14 protein-coding genes and 1 tRNA gene are annotated in these 14,686 nt (G+C 71.8%); 9 read left to right on the forward strand and 6 right to left on the reverse strand.

Annotated elements, in window-relative coordinates; genetic code table 11:
- Window positions 1-42 precede the first annotated feature (42 nt).
- Complete coding sequence (locus ACGFQC_RS15300; protein ID WP_363086841.1) at window positions 43-195, reverse strand: hypothetical protein; 153 nt, start codon at window positions 193-195, stop codon at window positions 43-45.
- A 276-nt stretch (window positions 196-471) separates the two neighbouring features.
- Window positions 472-1,173 carry a phosphate signaling complex protein PhoU gene (gene phoU / locus ACGFQC_RS15305; protein ID WP_363086840.1) on the reverse strand — a complete coding sequence of 234 codons (702 nt, stop codon included), beginning with the start codon at window positions 1,171-1,173 and terminating at the stop codon, window positions 472-474.
- Window positions 1,174-1,396: 223 nt separating this feature from the next.
- On the opposite strand from phoU, the gene ACGFQC_RS15310 reads away from it, so the two are divergent.
- Together ACGFQC_RS15310 and ACGFQC_RS15315 are read left to right on the forward strand one after the other, a co-directional pair.
- Window positions 1,397-2,752, forward strand: coding sequence for an ATP-binding protein (locus ACGFQC_RS15310; RefSeq protein ID WP_363086839.1), 1,356 nt, complete (start codon window positions 1,397-1,399; stop codon window positions 2,750-2,752).
- Window positions 2,749-3,429: a response regulator transcription factor gene (locus tag ACGFQC_RS15315; RefSeq protein ID WP_015659563.1), complete on the forward strand. Its 681-nt coding sequence runs from the start codon at window positions 2,749-2,751 to the stop codon at window positions 3,427-3,429. Before ACGFQC_RS15310 ends, ACGFQC_RS15315 begins: the two co-directional genes overlap by 4 nt.
- Window positions 3,430-3,561: 132 nt before the next feature.
- On the opposite strand, the gene ACGFQC_RS15320 is transcribed toward ACGFQC_RS15315, so the two are convergent.
- Window positions 3,562-4,215, reverse strand: a complete 654-nt coding sequence (locus tag ACGFQC_RS15320) for a DUF461 domain-containing protein (protein WP_363086838.1) — start codon at window positions 4,213-4,215, stop codon at window positions 3,562-3,564.
- Window positions 4,216-4,865: 650 nt separating this feature from the next.
- Here ACGFQC_RS15320 and ACGFQC_RS15325 point away from each other — a divergent pair.
- The 6 genes from ACGFQC_RS15325 (at window position 4,866) to ACGFQC_RS15350 (ending at window position 11,528) form a co-directional block, all read left to right on the forward strand.
- Entirely contained in the window at window positions 4,866-5,348 is a 483-nt protein-coding gene (locus tag ACGFQC_RS15325) for a CarD family transcriptional regulator (RefSeq protein ID WP_003953493.1), read from the forward strand.
- A gap of 307 nt (window positions 5,349-5,655) precedes the next feature.
- Complete coding sequence (gene ispD, locus ACGFQC_RS15330; protein ID WP_363086837.1) at window positions 5,656-6,408, forward strand: 2-C-methyl-D-erythritol 4-phosphate cytidylyltransferase; 753 nt, start codon at window positions 5,656-5,658, stop codon at window positions 6,406-6,408.
- Entirely contained in the window at window positions 6,398-6,913 is a 516-nt protein-coding gene (gene ispF, locus ACGFQC_RS15335; RefSeq protein ID WP_363086836.1) for a 2-C-methyl-D-erythritol 2,4-cyclodiphosphate synthase, read from the forward strand. Before ispD ends, ispF begins: the two co-directional genes overlap by 11 nt.
- A 250-nt stretch (window positions 6,914-7,163) precedes the next feature.
- Window positions 7,164-8,564, forward strand: a complete 1,401-nt coding sequence (cysS, locus tag ACGFQC_RS15340) for a cysteine--tRNA ligase (RefSeq protein WP_363086835.1) — start codon at window positions 7,164-7,166, stop codon at window positions 8,562-8,564.
- Window positions 8,565-8,675: 111 nt separating this feature from the next.
- Complete coding sequence (gene rlmB, locus ACGFQC_RS15345; protein WP_363086834.1) at window positions 8,676-9,617, forward strand: 23S rRNA (guanosine(2251)-2'-O)-methyltransferase RlmB; 942 nt, start codon at window positions 8,676-8,678, stop codon at window positions 9,615-9,617.
- Window positions 9,618-9,833: 216 nt separating this feature from the next.
- Window positions 9,834-11,528: a DoxX family membrane protein gene (locus ACGFQC_RS15350; RefSeq protein ID WP_363086833.1), complete on the forward strand. Its 1,695-nt coding sequence runs from the start codon at window positions 9,834-9,836 to the stop codon at window positions 11,526-11,528.
- 152 nt (window positions 11,529-11,680) lie between these two features.
- Here the strand turns inward: ACGFQC_RS15350 and ACGFQC_RS15355 are convergent, their stop codons facing one another.
- The 3 genes from ACGFQC_RS15355 to ACGFQC_RS15365 form a co-directional block, all read right to left on the reverse strand.
- A complete protein-coding gene (locus tag ACGFQC_RS15355; RefSeq protein WP_363086832.1) occupies window positions 11,681-12,412 on the reverse strand; it encodes a nucleotidyltransferase family protein in 732 nt (243 codons plus the stop codon).
- Window positions 12,413-12,528: 116 nt separating this feature from the next.
- Window positions 12,529-12,996, reverse strand: a complete 468-nt coding sequence (locus ACGFQC_RS15360) for a hypothetical protein (RefSeq protein WP_363086831.1) — start codon at window positions 12,994-12,996, stop codon at window positions 12,529-12,531.
- Between the two features lie 247 nt (window positions 12,997-13,243).
- Window positions 13,244-14,332: a sn-glycerol-3-phosphate ABC transporter ATP-binding protein UgpC gene (locus ACGFQC_RS15365; RefSeq protein ID WP_363086830.1), complete on the reverse strand. Its 1,089-nt coding sequence runs from the start codon at window positions 14,330-14,332 to the stop codon at window positions 13,244-13,246.
- Between the two features lie 243 nt (window positions 14,333-14,575).
- Here ACGFQC_RS15365 and ACGFQC_RS15370 point away from each other — a divergent pair.
- Window positions 14,576-14,651, forward strand: a tRNA-Thr gene (locus ACGFQC_RS15370).
- Window positions 14,652-14,686 lie beyond the last annotated feature (35 nt).

Consider the following 14,686-nt stretch of genomic DNA (forward strand, 5'->3'; position numbering starts at 1 on the left):
GCCCGGCGTCTTCCGCGGCCGGCCCCCTCTCGTCGTGGCGTCTCAGCCGCACTGGCAGGGGCTGCCCGACTGGCAGCCGCAGCCGCAGCCCGAACCGCAGCCGCACGCCGCGATCAGGAGCAGGTTCTTGATCTCGGCGGGTTGCTCGGTCGGGCGTTCCTGGGTGGGGTCGGGCTTGCTGGGGGCTTCGGCCATGGGTTCCTCCTGGAGGCCTGGAGGCAGGAGCGCCTGTGCCCAGTTCATGCCCGTGGGGGCGGGCGCATCAACGGCGCACGGAGGCTTCCGGGAGCCTCCGACCCGTCCCGGAGAAGGCGTGGCACGCCCCCTCCCGTGCCGCGTCGCGGACGCGTCACGGGACGGAGCGCACCCCTTCGAGAGCCTCGGAGAGGGGAACGGGACGGAACATGCCGCCTCCGGGCCCGGCCCCATGGAGCACGGAGGAGCGGACCGCCCCCCTCACCGCCGGGCCGGCTATACCTCCTCCGGCCCCGTGACCGGCTGGATCTCGGTCGGCAGGTCCTGCTGGAGGTTGTCCGCGTGTTCGCCCGTCACCAGGAACACGACACGCTTGGCGACCGCCACCGCGTGGTCGGCGAAGCGCTCGTAGTAGCGGCCGAGCAGCGTCACGTCGACGGCCGTCTCGATGCCGTGCTTCCAGCGGTCGTCGATCAGGTGCTGGAAGAGGGTGCGGTGCAGCAGGTCCATCGCGTCGTCGTCGGTCTCCAGCTGGAGCGCGAGGTCGACGTCCTTCGTGATGATCACCTCGGCCGCCTTGGCCATCAGGCGCTGCGCGAGCTGCCCCATCTCCAGGATGGTGGCGTGCAGGTCCTGCGGCACCGCCCGCTCGGGGAAGCGCAGCCGGGCCAGCTTCGCCACGTGCTGGGCGAGGTCGCCGGAGCGTTCCAGGTCGGCCGACATGCGCAGCGACGTCACGACTATGCGCAGGTCCGTCGCCACCGGCTGCTGGCGCGCGAGCAGCGCAATGGCCCGCGCCTCGAGGTCGTGCTGGAGTTCGTCGACCTTCTTGTCGGCCTCGATCACGCTCTCGGCCAGCTTGAGATCGGCATCGAGGATGGCGGTCGTGGCGCGCCCGATCGCCGACCCCACCAGCCGGGCCATCTCCACCAGACCGTCGCCGATCGAGTCCAGTTCCTCGTGGTACGCGTCCCGCATCAGGGTTCCCTCTCGTACGTGGTTCTCGGGGGTTCAGGGGGCCGGTACCGGCCGTGGAACCGGCGCTGCGAACCCCACGGTGCCACGGTCCGCCCCGTACGCGTCGGATTCCGTCACCCCAAATGAACCACCCCTGGCTCCAAGGTGAACTCTGGGCGACGAGTGTTCGAGGTCGCACCTCGATGGCTGTGGCCAGGCCGTATCGCATGCCTAACCTGGACGCATGGACGTGAACGCGGCGGTCGCCGCAGCGGCAGCGATCGCCGGGGTGCTCACCGGTGTCATCGCGATGCTGGCGTTCCGTTGGAGCGAACGCGACCAGAACCGACCCACCAGGACCTCCTTGCACACCGATCCCGTGCTTCCGCCGGGCGTGGACACCGTCCTGTCCGTGCTCCGTTCCTCGGCCGTCGTCCTCGACGAGGCCGACGCCGTCGTCAAGGCGAGTTCCGCCGCGTACGCCCTCGGGCTGGTGCGCGGCGGCAAGCTCGCCGTCGAGCCGATGCTCCTGATGGCACGCGACACGCGACGCGACGGTGAGATACGGCAGGTGGAACTTGACCTGCCCCGGCGCGGCACCGGCCGGGGCGAAGCCCTCGCGGTGTCGGCCCGGGTGGCTCCGCTCGGCTCGCGGCTCGTGCTCCTGCTCGTCGAGGACCTCACCGAGGCCCGGCGCATCGAGGCCGTCCGCCGCGACTTCGTCGCGAACGTCAGTCACGAGCTGAAGACCCCGGTCGGTGCCCTGTCCCTGCTCTCCGAGGCCGTCATGGACGCCTCCGAGGACCCCGAGGCGGTGGAGCGCTTCGCCGGCCGGATGCAGATCGAGGCGACCCGCCTGACCAACCTGGTCCAGGAGCTGATCGACCTCTCCCGGGTCCAGAACGACGACCCCCTGGAGGACGCCGAACCGGTCCGCGTCGACGAACTCGTCGCCGAGGCCATCGACCGCTGCCGGCACCAGGCCGGCGCCAAACAGATCACCATGGCCGCGAACGTGGGCCCGGCCGAAGGGCTCGAGCCCGGTGCCGGTCAACGCGTGGACGGCACCGCCGACCTGCGCATCTGGGGCAACCGCGGCCAGCTGGCAGCGGCCCTCGGCAACCTGGTCGAGAACGCCGTCAACTACTCACCCGCCCGCACCCGCGTCGGCATCGCCGCCCGCAGGGTCACCGCGCACGGCGGGAAACTGATCGAGATCGCCGTGACCGACCAGGGCATCGGCATCTCGGACAAGGACAAGGAGCGCATCTTCGAGCGCTTCTACCGGGTCGACCCCGCCCGCTCCCGTGCCACCGGCGGTACGGGCCTCGGGCTGGCGATCGTCAAACACGTGGCCGCCTCGCACGGCGGGGAGGTCGCGGTGTGGAGCGCTGAGGGACAGGGCTCCACGTTCACGCTGCGACTGCCGGAGGCGGGCGCCGCCCGTGACCGCGGCCAGCAGCCCCCCGACCCCGACCTCGACGGCGACGTGGAGGGCGGGACCTCCGCCGGCACCCCCCATGCCTCACCTGCCTCACCTGCCTCACCCCCCGAGTCAACCGCGTACCAGACGCTTTCCGCCCCGGAGGCCCATCCGTGACCCGAGTGCTCGTCGTCGAGGACGAGGAGTCCTTCTCCGACGCCCTGTCGTACATGCTCCGCAAGGAGGGCTTCGAGGTCGCCGTCGCGACCACGGGTCCCGACGGACTCGACGAGTTCGAGCGCAACGGCGCCGACCTCGTGCTTCTCGACCTGATGCTGCCGGGGCTGCCCGGCACGGAGGTCTGCCGCCAGCTGCGCGGCCGCTCCAACGTCCCCGTGATCATGGTGACCGCCAAGGACAGCGAGATCGACAAGGTGGTCGGCCTCGAGATAGGAGCCGACGACTACGTCACCAAGCCGTTCTCCTCCCGCGAGCTGGTGGCCCGCATCCGCGCGGTGCTGCGGCGCCGCGGTGAGCCGGAGGAGGTCACCCCGGCCGCCCTGGAGGCCGGCCCGGTCCGTATGGACGTCGACCGCCACGTCGTCACCGTCTCCGGCTCCAAGGTCGACCTCCCCCTCAAGGAGTTCGACCTCCTGGAGATGCTGCTGCGCAACGCGGGCCGCGTCCTGACCCGCATGCAGCTCATCGACCGCGTCTGGGGTGCCGACTACGTCGGCGACACCAAGACCCTCGACGTCCACGTCAAGCGCCTCCGCGCGAAGATCGAGCCCGACCCGGGCGCCCCGCGGTACCTGGTGACGGTGCGGGGCCTCGGCTACAAGTTCGAGCCGTGAACCGGCAGCCGCGTACCGTCAGCCGCAGACCGTGAACCGTGAGCGGTGATCTGCCGGGGCTCACGACGAAGGGGCGGTACCCCCGCGGGGGTACCGCCCCTTCGTCGTACGTACGTGACAGGCGTACGGCGCTCAGCTTCCGGCCGTCTCCGACTGCGAGACGCTCGGGGAGGCCGTGTCGGTCGGGCTCCCGCTCTCGGCGCCCGGGGTCGCGGAGGCCGACTCGTCGGCGGACGGCGACCCGGAGGCGGACTCCGCCGGGGCGCTCGGGATGTCGCTCGGGCCCCATTCGGCGAAGTAGTGCTCGGCCGGGACGACGAAGGCGCGCAGGCTCACCTCACCGGTCTCGCTGAAGGTGAAGGTGACCTTCTGGGCGTTGCCGTCCTGGATCGCCTCGGGGGTGCCGGCGAGGCTGGCGGTGGCGTTGTTCTCGCCGCCGATGACGACGGAGCCGCCGGCCGGGACCGTCAGCTTGCCGGCGCCCTTGGCGGGCTTGATCTCGGCGGTGCCGTCGGCACCGTCCACGGCGATGGACTCCAGGGTCTGCGCCTTGCTGCCGCTGTTGAAGACGGTCGCGGAGATGGCGGCGGGGCCCGTGGCCTCCGGGTCGGGCTGGGTGATGATGACGACGTTCTGCAGCTTGATGTCGCCCACGCTGGTGGCGGCGTTGTCCGGCTTGATCTGCAGTGTCTGAGCGTCGTTGCCGGCGCCGCAGGCGGCGAGCGTGGCGATCGAGAACACGAGGGCGGAGGCGGCGAGGGCGCCGCGTCGAAGGCTGCTGCTCACGGCGGCGGCAACTCCTTGGGAACGCAGGGGCAGCTCCTTGGATAAAGCCGCCCTAAGGGTCTGTCAGCGGCCTTAGGTTACCGAGCCGTTCCCGCGCGGCCGCACCCGACCCGCCTCTGGAGCGGTCCGGGCGCACATCGGCGGTCGCGCGGGGTCCCCCGTCACAGCGGTCACAACTGTCCCGGCAGCCACAAGTGACCCGCGAGTCACATTGGCTTCCAGGTGATCGCCGGGATGTGGTCGTGCATTCACATAAGCGCCGCTCACCGGGGGGCGTGGATTTTCCGGGCGGGAATGCGCGGGCGTCAGGGGAATTGATCACCGCCTGTTCGGCCGGCCGCGTGATCAATTCCGGAAACGGCTCGGATCCCGCCCCGGACACCGAACGGAGTAGCGGAAGTCGCACATCCGGAAGCGGACATTTGGTGATTTTCGGTCGTCCGGAGGGGTCTCCGGACGGGTGTGACGTGCGCGTTTCGCCCCCCGCGAAGAGCCGCTCCGACCTGCGAATACCTGCTTCCGCCACCCGGTCGCAGCACGTTCCTGTTGCTGTTGTCAAGCCCCGAGATATGCCCTGACCTGCGAAAACGTCATTCAGAACCCGCAGTTTCCGTGTTACCCTGGATAGCCACGGAAGGGGTACCTGTCACATGACGTTCAAGGTTGGCGACACCGTGGTCTATCCCCATCACGGGGCCGCGCTGATCGAGGCCATCGAAACTCGCCAGATCAAAGGCGTGGACAAGACCTACTTGGTGCTGAAGGTCGCCCAGGGTGACCTGACGGTACGTGTGCCAGCGGACAATGCGGAGTTCGTCGGCGTACGTGATGTGGTCGGTCAGGACGGGCTGGACCGGGTCTTCGAGGTGCTGCGCGCGCCGTATGCCGAGGAGCCCACGAACTGGTCGCGTCGTTACAAGGCAAATCTGGAGAAGCTCGCCTCCGGCGACGTCATCAAGGTCGCGGAAGTCGTGCGTGACCTGTGGCGCCGTGAGCGTGAGCGCGGACTCTCCGCCGGTGAGAAGCGCATGCTCGCCAAGGCCCGCCAGATCCTGGTGAGCGAGCTCGCGCTCGCGGAGAACACGAACGAGGACAAGGCCGAGGCCCTGCTCGACGAGGTCCTCGCGTCCTGACGCCGAGACCCGCCGGCCTCAGCTCAGCTCGCTCAGCGCAGTGAAAATGCCGCGGTGCCCGATGACGTATCCCCGTCGCCGGGCGCTGCGGCATGTTCATGCCCGAAACGCCGACGCGTGGACGCGTCTGCGCCCATGGCGGCGCCGCGCGTGTTCACCTCGGACGCAAGCCCCCGAAGCCCGGCGTGCCGGGCCCGGGCCGCTCACTGCCTCGACCGGTGTCACGGAAGGGTCCGGTCAGGGCGTCGCACCCGGCACGCTGTCTCCGTACCCACGTAGGCCGAGCACACAAACCTGACAGGAACCGATGTCTGACGATTCGCTTCCCGCCCCCGCCCCCGCCCGCACGGCCGCGGTGATCCCGGCCGCCGGCCGGGGCGTACGCCTCGGTCCGGGCGCCCCCAAGGCGCTCCGCACACTCGGCGGGACCCCCATGCTGATCCACGCGGTGCGGGCCCTGGCCGCCTCCCGGGCCGTCTCCCTCGTCGTCGTCGTGGCCCCGCCGGACGACGCCGCCGAGGTCAGGTCGCTGCTCGACGCGCACGCGCTCCCCGACCGCACCGACTTCGTCGTCGTCCCCGGCGGCGAGACCCGCCAGGAGTCGGTGAAACTCGGCCTCGACGCCCTGCCGCCCGGCCACGACATCGTCCTCGTGCACGACGCCGCCCGGCCGCTGGTGCCCGTCGACACCGTCGACGCCGTGATCGAGGCCGTCCGTGACGGCGCCCCCGCCGTCGTGCCGGCGCTGCCGCTGGCGGACACCGTCAAGGAGGTCGAACCGGCCGAGGTCCCCGGCACGCCCGAGCCGGTGGTCGCCACGCCCGAGCGGGCGCGGCTGCGGGCCGTGCAGACGCCGCAGGGCTTCGACCGGGCCACCCTCGTGCGCGCCCACGAGACCGTCACCGACGACGTCACCGACGACGCCGGCATGGTCGAGCGGCTCGGCCTGACCGTCGTGGCCGTCCCCGGTCACGAGGAGGCCTTCAAGGTCACCCGCCCGCTGGACCTCGTCCTCGCGGAGGCGGTCCTCGCCCGTAGGAGGCTCAACGATGGGTTCTGAGACGACCCCGGTGCCGCCCCTGCTGCCCCAGGTCGGCATCGGCACCGACATCCACGCCTTCGAGGAGGGCCGCGAACTGTGGTGCGCGGGCCTGAGGTGGGAGGGCGAAGGGCCGGGCCTGGCCGGTCACTCCGACGCGGACGTCGTCGCGCACGCCGCGTGCAACGCGCTGTTCTCCGCCGCCGGGCTCGGCGACCTCGGGCAGCACTTCGGCACCGGCCGCCCCGAGTGGTCCGGCGCCTCGGGCGTGACGCTGCTGGCGGAGGCGGCCCGGATCGTGCGCGCCGCCGGCTTCGGCATCGGCAACATCGCCGTCCAGGTCGTCGGCCCCCGCCCCAAGATCGGCAAGCGTCGCGAGGAGGCGCAGAAGATCCTCTCCGAGGCGGCGGGAGCGCCGGTTTCGGTGTCGGGCGCGACGACGGACGGGCTGGGTTTCCCCGGCCGGGACGAGGGCCTGATGGCGGTGGCGACGGCGCTGGTGGTGCGACAGGTGCGACAGGGCTGAGGGCCGCGGCCCGGGGGCCGCGCGGAGTCCGGGCCCCCCGGCCGGACGGGCGTGGCCCCCCCGGCCGGACGGGCGTGGCCCCCCCGGCCGGACGGGCGTGGCCCCCGTGGCCCCACCGGCCGGGCGGGCGTGGCCCCCGTGGCCTTGCCGGCCGTACGGGCGCGTAATCCCGGCCCGTCGGCTGCGGGCACCCCACCGGCGAAAAGGTGGAAGGTGTCGGGCACCCGCCCACGCCCACTACCCTGGAGTGGTGACCATTCGCCTGTACGACACCAGCGCCCGGCAGATCCGTGACTTCGCCCCGCTCACGCCGGGTTGCGTCTCGATCTACCTGTGTGGCGCCACCGTGCAGGCGGCCCCGCACATCGGGCACATCCGCTCCGGCCTGAACTTCGACATCATGCGCCGGTGGTTCGCCCACCGCGGCTACGACGTCACGTTCATCCGGAACGTCACCGACATCGACGACAAGATCATCGCCAAGTCGCGCGACCAGGACCGCCCCTGGTGGTCCATCGGGTACGAGAACGAGCGGGCGTTCGACGACGGCTACCGGGCCCTCGGCTGCCTCCCGCCGACCTACGAGCCGCGGGCCACCGGACACGTCCCCGAGATGATCGAGATGATGCGCGGGCTCATCGAGCGCGGCCACGCCTACGAGGCCGACGGCAGCGTCTACTTCGACGTGCGTTCCTTCCCCGGCTACCTGGCGCTGTCCAACCAGGACATCGACGACCTGCGCCAGCCGGCCGAGGACGGCATCACCGGCAAGCGCGACCCCCGTGACTTCGCGATGTGGAAGGCCGCCAAGCCGGGCGAGCCCGACTGGGAGACCCCGTGGGGCCGCGGCCGTCCCGGCTGGCACCTGGAGTGCTCGGCGATGGCCCACAAGTACCTGGGCTCCGCCTTCGACGTCCACGGCGGCGGCCTGGACCTGATCTTCCCCCACCACGAGAACGAGATCGCCCAGGCCAAGGCCTACGGCGACGAGTTCGCGCGGTACTGGGTGCACAACGCCTGGGTCACCATGAGCGGCGAGAAGATGTCCAAGTCGCTCGGGAACAGCGTCCTGGTCTCCGAGATGGTCAAGCGGTGGCGCCCCATCGTGCTGCGCTACTACCTGGGCACCCCGCACTACCGCTCGATGATCGAGTACAGCGAGGAGGCCCTGCGCGAGGCCGAGTCGGCGTTCGCGCGGATCGAGGGCTTCGTGCAGCGCGTCGTCGAGAAGGCCGGGGGAGTCGTCGAGCCCGCCGCCGACGTGCCGCCCGCCTTCGCCGAGGCGATGGACGACGACCTGGGCGTCCCGCAGGCCCTCGCCGTCCTGCACACCACCGTCCGGCAGGGCAACTCCGCCCTGGCCGCCGACGACAAGGAAGCCGCCGTGGCCCGCCTCGCCGAGGTGCGCGCCATGCTCGGCGTCCTCGGCCTGGACCCCCTCGACCCGCACTGGGCCGGGGAATCCGACCGGGGCGAGGACCTGCACGGCGTCGTCGACACCCTGGTCCGCATGGTCCTCGACCAGCGGGAGGCGGCGCGCGGCCGCAAGGACTGGGCCACCGCGGACGCCATCCGCGACCAGCTCAACCAGTCGGGGCTGTCCATCGAGGACGGCCCCCAGGGGCCGCGCTGGACGCTCGGCCCGCGCTGAGCGCACCCTTGATCGATCCTTGATGCATTCTTGATCGATTGTGCCGCCCGGGTGTCCGGGCGGCACACTGCATTACGTACGCACGCACGCTTCACGACAGACGGGTAGGTCATGGCAGCCAACAACCGCCGCATGTCCGGCAAGAAGGGCGCGCAGGTCGGCAGTGGCGGCCAGCGGCGCCGGGGCCTGGAGGGCAAGGGCCCGACCCCGCCCGCCGAGATGCGCAAGGGGCACAAGAAGAACCGCCTCGCCACCGCGAAGGCCAAGCAGTCCGCGCGCCGTCCGGTGCCGCGCGGCCGCGGCGGCAAGTCGCCCTCCGAACTGGTCGTCGGCCGCAACCCGGTCGTCGAGGCGCTGCGCGGTGGCGTGCCCGCCTCCACGCTGTACGTCCAGCAGTTCATCGACAACGACGAGCGGGTGCGCGAGGCGCTCCAGCTCGCGGCCGAGCGCGGCGGCATCAACCTCATGGAGGCCCCGCGCCCCGAGCTGGACCGCATGACCAACGGCCTCAACCACCAGGGCCTGGTCCTCCAGGTCCCGCCGTACGAGTACGCGCACCCCGAGGACCTGGCCAGCGCCGCCTACGACGACGGCGAGGACCCGCTGATCGTCGCCCTCGACGGCGTGACCGACCCGCGCAACCTCGGCGCCGTCGTCCGCTCGGTCTCCGCCTTCGGCGGCCACGGCGTCGTCGTCCCCGAGCGCCGCGCGGCCGGCATGACCGCCGGCGCCTGGAAGACGTCCGCCGGCGCGGCGGCCCGCACGCCGGTGGCCCGCGCCACCAACCTCACCCGCGCCCTGGAGGCGTACAAGAAGGCCGGCATCACGATCGTCGGTCTGGCCGCCGACGGCGAGACCGAGATCGGCGAGCTGGCGGCCCTGAGCGGCCCGGTCGTCATCGTCGTCGGCAGCGAGGGCAAGGGCCTGTCCCGTCTCGTCGGCGAGACCTGTGACCACCGGGTGCGGATCCCCATGCCGGGCGGCGCGGAATCGCTCAACGCCGGTGTGGCGGCGGGGATCGTGCTGTACGAGGCGGCTCGGCGCAGGGACTGAGACGGGTCGGAGCCAGGGCCGGGACAGGGGCTGGGACCACTCCGTCCCGGGGTCGGACCACTCCGTCCCGGGACGGGCGTCCGACGGCGGACGGGTCGCACGCCCGTCCGCCGTCTCACCCTTGCGGGGTAATCTCGGCGCGTCGGGCAACCTTGACGCTGTCCGGACAGATCCGGCGGGTCAAGGCAGTGTCCTAAGCACACGTCACTCGGTTAGATGAGTGTGGACACCAGAACACCCCGCACACCCACGGGGGACCTCTCGTCGGGCTTCGACGACGCTCCCGCGCTGAGCATGGTGAAGGTGCCGAGCGACCCGGCGCAGATCATCGTCAATCACGCGAGTTTCCGCGTGCAGCTGGGAGCGTCGGCGCGACGCAGCCAATCCCCGCGGGTCTCCCGGCACGCGGGCGTCGCCGAGGACACCGCGCGCATCCCCGTCACCGGGGCCCGTGCCGCCCGTCGCCGGCCGGTCGTCTGGAGCGGCCGGTCCGCACCGGACGACACCGGCGCCCACCGGCTGCTCCAAGCCGTGCGGGCGGGCAGCGTCGGCCACGGCGAACCGCCCGCCGACGCCGGAGCCACCCAGGTCATCCCCCGCGTGGGCATCGGTGACGGCTACGACGGCGACTTCACCGCGCACACCCTCGAAACCCCCCTCGTCGGCGCCCAGCGCACCCACGGCGACGGTGGACAGCGGCTCCTGCCGCAGATGCGCGCCGTCGGCAGCGCCTACGACGAGCCCGGCTACGACCAGTCCGGTTACGGCAGTTCCGGTTACGGCGAGTCCGGCTACGACCGGCCGGCCCACGACGACGGCCGGTTCGAGGAGTTCGCGGAGGCCGCCGCCGCGGCGGACACCGGCTCGCGCGGCAGACGGCACCACGCCGACCCGGCCCGGCACGCCTACTACCCCGGCCGCCGGATGAACCTCGGCGTCGTCCTGCTCCCGCTGCGCGTCATCCTCGGCTTCATCTCCGTCTACGCCGGCATGGGCAAGCTGTGCGATCCCGTCTACTTCGACGGCGGCGAGCGCGGCTCCATGGTGAAGTGGCTCAACACCCTGCACCCGTGGGAAGTCGCCGAGCCGCTGCGCCAGTTCGCCCTGCACCACCCCGTCGGCTCCGGTCTCGTGATCGCCTTCCTCCAGGTCGTCGTGGGCGTCCTGACGGTCCTGGGCTGCTGGCAGCGGGTCGCGGCCGGCTTCGGCGCCATGCTCTCGGCCGCGCTCCTGCTCACCGTCAGCTGGAAGACCGTCCCGGTCTACGAGACGCCCGACATCATCTACCTCGCCGCCTGGTCGCCGCTGGTCATCGCCGGCGCCCCCGTCTACTCCGTCGACGGCCGCCTCGCCGCCGGTGCCTGGCGGCGGCTCGGCCCGCGGTCCGACCTGTGGGAGCTGCGCCGTTACGTGCTGCGCCGCGGCGCCCTCGTCACCGCGATCGTCGTCGGGCTCACCCTGCTGACCGGGTCACTGCTCGGCAGCGCCGTCCGCGACGCCGACCGCGTCGTCGTCCCCGGCCCGGGCGAGGCCCCGCGCAACGAACTGCCCGGCTCGCCGCTCCCCGAGGAGTCCGACGGGCGCCGGCCGAACAGGACCCCGTCCGCGTCCACCTCGCCGACCCAGGGCAGCACCTCCGAGGCGCCGACGCGGGACGAGGAATCCGCTCCGGGCGCCACGCGGGACACCGGGACCGCCACGAGCGGCGCCCCCAGCCAGACCCAGGGCACCGGCGGCGGTGAAGCCCCGCCGGAGCGGTCCAGCCCGGTCGAGGAGGCCCCCAGCACCACCTCGGGGCCCACCTCCGGCGGCACCAGCACCTCCGGTTCCACCGGCGGCTCTGACGGCGGTTCGGACGGTGGCTCGCCGTCGGCGGACCGACCTGGACTGGTGGGCGGCATCCTGGGCTAGGACCTCTCGTCCGGACCGGATCGGATCGGACCGGATCGGACCGGACCGGCCTGATCCGGACGAAGGCCTCCGGGCGGCCATCCTCCGTACGGCGATGGGCCCCGCTCGCTCGAGGAAGCGAGCGGGGCCCATCGCTCCGGCATGTCCGGCCGTCAGCGGCCCAGCGCCGCCAGCTCCTTGGCCGCCTCCGTGAGGTCCTTCGCCGTGTCGATGGCACGCCAGTACGCGCCCTGCGGGATCGGGAAGCCGGCCAGCCGCAGCTCGCGGGCCAGCCGCGGGAACGTGGTCCGCTCGTGGTCCCCGCGCTCGGGCAGCAGCCCGGCGAACTCGGGGGAGAAGACGTAGACGCCGGCGTTGACCTCGTACGTCGTGGGCGGGGCCTCGATGAAGTCCGTGATGTGGCCGAAGCCGTCCGTCTGCACGGCCCCCCACGGGATGCGCGGCCGGGCCAGCGCGAGGGTGGCGACCGCGCCGCGCTCGGTGTGGAAGTCCGCCATGTCGCGCAGCGAGAAGCGGGTCCAGATGTCGCCGTTGGTGGCGTACCAGGGCCGCTCGGGGTGGGGCAGACGGGCGGCCGCGTACTTCAGGCCGCCGCCGCGGCCGAGGGGCTCGGTCTCGACGACCGTGGTGACCTTCAGCGGCAGGTCGGCGGAGTTCAGCCAGTTCTCGAGGACGTCGGCGAGGTGGCCGCACGAGACCACGACGTCCGTCACGCCCTCCTCGGCGAGCCAGCCCAGCTGGTGGCCGATGATCGGCGTCCCCGTCCCGGGGATCTCGACCATCGGCTTGGGCCGGTCGTCGGTGTAGGGACGCAGCCGGGACCCCTGGCCACCGGCCAGGATGACGGCTTGCGTGGGTCGGGACGCGGCGCGCGGATCGGTCATGCCCGAACTGTACGCGGCGCCCTCGACCCGTCGAGAGGCTCCCCTACGAGGCGCACGACGCCCCGCGGTCCGCCGTTCGGATCAGGCCGAGCCCGGCCTGATCCGCCGGACGGACCCTAGCCGCGCGCCGCCAGGACGCCCGAGGCGAAGGACGTGTCGCACACCGGGCGGGTGTAGGACTGGGCGCGCGAGGGGCCGTAGATGCGGACGGCGGCGCGGCCCAGGGCGCGGGCGATGGAGGTGCAGTGCTTCGCCAGGGACGGCTTGCCGTTCACCGCGGCCTGGAGGTGGGTCAGCGCGGTGCCCGGGTCCTTCTCCTGGAGCTCGGTCAGCAGCCGGTCGCGCAGGACGTCCTGCGGGGCTTTGGCGGCGCCCTGCGCGGTGCGGTGGACGGTGGAGACGTCGGAGGCGGTGAGCACCGAATCCGAGGGGTTCCCCGACCAGTTGACCCGGGTGACCGCGAGGGTTCCCGAGAGCACCATGACGACGGGCAGGACGAGGGCGAGCGAACGGCCGATCCGTCGGGCGGGGCCCTGGCCGCGTCGCGACGGTTGGGTGGCGGAGTGGTTCACGGAGTGCTTCACGCGTGTGAGGGTAGCGCGGGGTAATGGTTTGGCGACATTTAGTCACCCGGTCGGGGGATGGAGTGAGGCCTCTTTTTGGGTAAGGCGTTGACGCTCACTGCTCGAAACGCCCGTTGTGCCGGGGTTTCCGGCGTCCGTACGGATCCCGCGCGAGAAGGGCCCCGCGGCAGCTGCCGCGGGGCCCTTCTCGTCGGTGCGGGTGGCCGGTGCGGGTGCTTCGCCCGGCCGGGCGTGCTTCGGTCGTCGCTCAGTCGGAGAGGCGCGCGCCCGTGGAGGTCGAGAACACGTGGGTCTCACCGGCGCGCGGCACGACGTGCAGCGTGCTGCCCTTCTCCGGGACGTTGCGGCCGCCGACGCGGACGACGAGGTCCTTCGACTCGCCGCCGACCGTGGCGGTGCCGTAGACGAAGGCGTCGGAGCCCAGCTCCTCGACCACGTTCACGACGACCGCGAGGCCCTGGTCGGAGTCGGCGCCGGCCACGTCGAAGTGCTCGGGACGCACGCCGACGGTGACCGTCTTGTCGGTGGCGGCGGAGAGCGCGTCACGCTGCACCGGCACGACCGACTTGCCGAACTTCACGCCGCCGTCGGCGATCGGGACCTCGACGAGGTTCATCGCCGGGGAACCGATGAAGCCGGCCACGAAGAGGTTCGCCGGGCGGTCGTACATGTTGCGCGGGGTGTCGACCTGCTGGAGCAGACCGTCCTTGAGGACCGCGACCCGGTCGCCCATGGTGAGGGCCTCGACCTGGTCGTGGGTGACGTACACGGTGGTGATGCCGAGGCGGCGCTGGAGCGAGGCGATCTGCGTACGCGTCGACACGCGGAGCTTGGCGTCCAGGTTGGACAGCGGCTCGTCCATGAGGAAGACCTGCGGCTCGCGCACGATGGCGCGGCCCATCGCGACACGCTGGCGCTGACCGCCGGAGAGGGCCTTGGGCTTGCGGTCCAGGTACTCGGTGAGGTCGAGGATCTTCGCGGCCTCCTCGACCTTCTGCCGGATCTCCGCCTTGTTGACGCCGGCGATCTTGAGCGCGAAGCCCATGTTGTCGGCGACGGTCATGTGCGGGTAGAGCGCGTAGTTCTGGAACACCATGGCGATGTCCCGGTCCTTCGGCGGCAGGTGCGTGACGTCGCGGTCGCCGATGCGGATGGCGCCGCCGTTGACGTCCTCGAGCCCCGCGAGCATCCGGAGCGAGGTGGACTTGCCGCAACCCGACGGGCCGACCAGGACGAGGAACTCGCCGTCCTCGATGTCGATCTCGAGTGCGTCGACGGCGGGCTTGGTGGAACCCGGGTAGATCCGGGTCGCCTTGTCGAACGTGACAGTGGCCATGGTGATGGGCCCCCTTCTACCGGCAGGAACGTGCCGGACGATCCGTTGTAGGAAGGTGGTGAGCCGTCCCGGGCAGCACCCGAGAAGGTGTAGTCCACATGAGTGAACCGGATCTGGACGCTACCTGGCGTTCGCCCGGTCTGTCAGTACCCAGAGGCATGTGAACTTCGCGGAAATTCTCGACAGCGGCCCCCGGCGACCTGGGTACACTGCTCGGGCGCGCCCGCCGCACGCGACGCGCACGCCTCCTTAGCTCAGTTGGTAGAGCACCGCTCTTGTAAAGCGAAGGTCGTCGGTTCGAGTCCGACAGGGGGCTCCATTCCTTCCCGCCGGCGACGGAATCCGAAGGAGACA

Origin of the sequence: Streptomyces sp. NPDC048734, assembly GCF_043198675.1 — a bacterium.
Taxonomy (GTDB): domain Bacteria; phylum Actinomycetota; class Actinomycetes; order Streptomycetales; family Streptomycetaceae; genus Streptomyces.

Bases quoted from the DNA above. Each gene is read 5' to 3' on its own strand.
- ACGFQC_RS15300 (WP_363086841.1), bottom strand. From the start codon at position 195: ATGGCCGAAGCCCCCAGCAAGCCCGACCCCACCCAGGAACGCCCGACC.
- phoU (WP_363086840.1), bottom strand. From the start codon at position 1,173: ATGCGGGACGCGTACCACGAGGAACTGGACTCGATCGGCGACGGTCTG.
- ACGFQC_RS15310 (WP_363086839.1), top strand. From the start codon at position 1,397: ATGGACGTGAACGCGGCGGTCGCCGCAGCGGCAGCGATCGCCGGGGTG.
- ACGFQC_RS15325 (WP_003953493.1), top strand. From the start codon at position 4,866: ATGACGTTCAAGGTTGGCGACACCGTGGTCTATCCCCATCACGGGGCC.
- ispD (WP_363086837.1), top strand. From the start codon at position 5,656: ATGTCTGACGATTCGCTTCCCGCCCCCGCCCCCGCCCGCACGGCCGCG.
- ispF (WP_363086836.1), top strand. From the start codon at position 6,398: ATGGGTTCTGAGACGACCCCGGTGCCGCCCCTGCTGCCCCAGGTCGGC.
- rlmB (WP_363086834.1), top strand. From the start codon at position 8,676: ATGGCAGCCAACAACCGCCGCATGTCCGGCAAGAAGGGCGCGCAGGTC.
- ACGFQC_RS15350 (WP_363086833.1), top strand. From the start codon at position 9,834: ATGAGTGTGGACACCAGAACACCCCGCACACCCACGGGGGACCTCTCG.
- ACGFQC_RS15355 (WP_363086832.1), bottom strand. From the start codon at position 12,412: ATGACCGATCCGCGCGCCGCGTCCCGACCCACGCAAGCCGTCATCCTG.
- ACGFQC_RS15365 (WP_363086830.1), bottom strand. From the start codon at position 14,332: ATGGCCACTGTCACGTTCGACAAGGCGACCCGGATCTACCCGGGTTCC.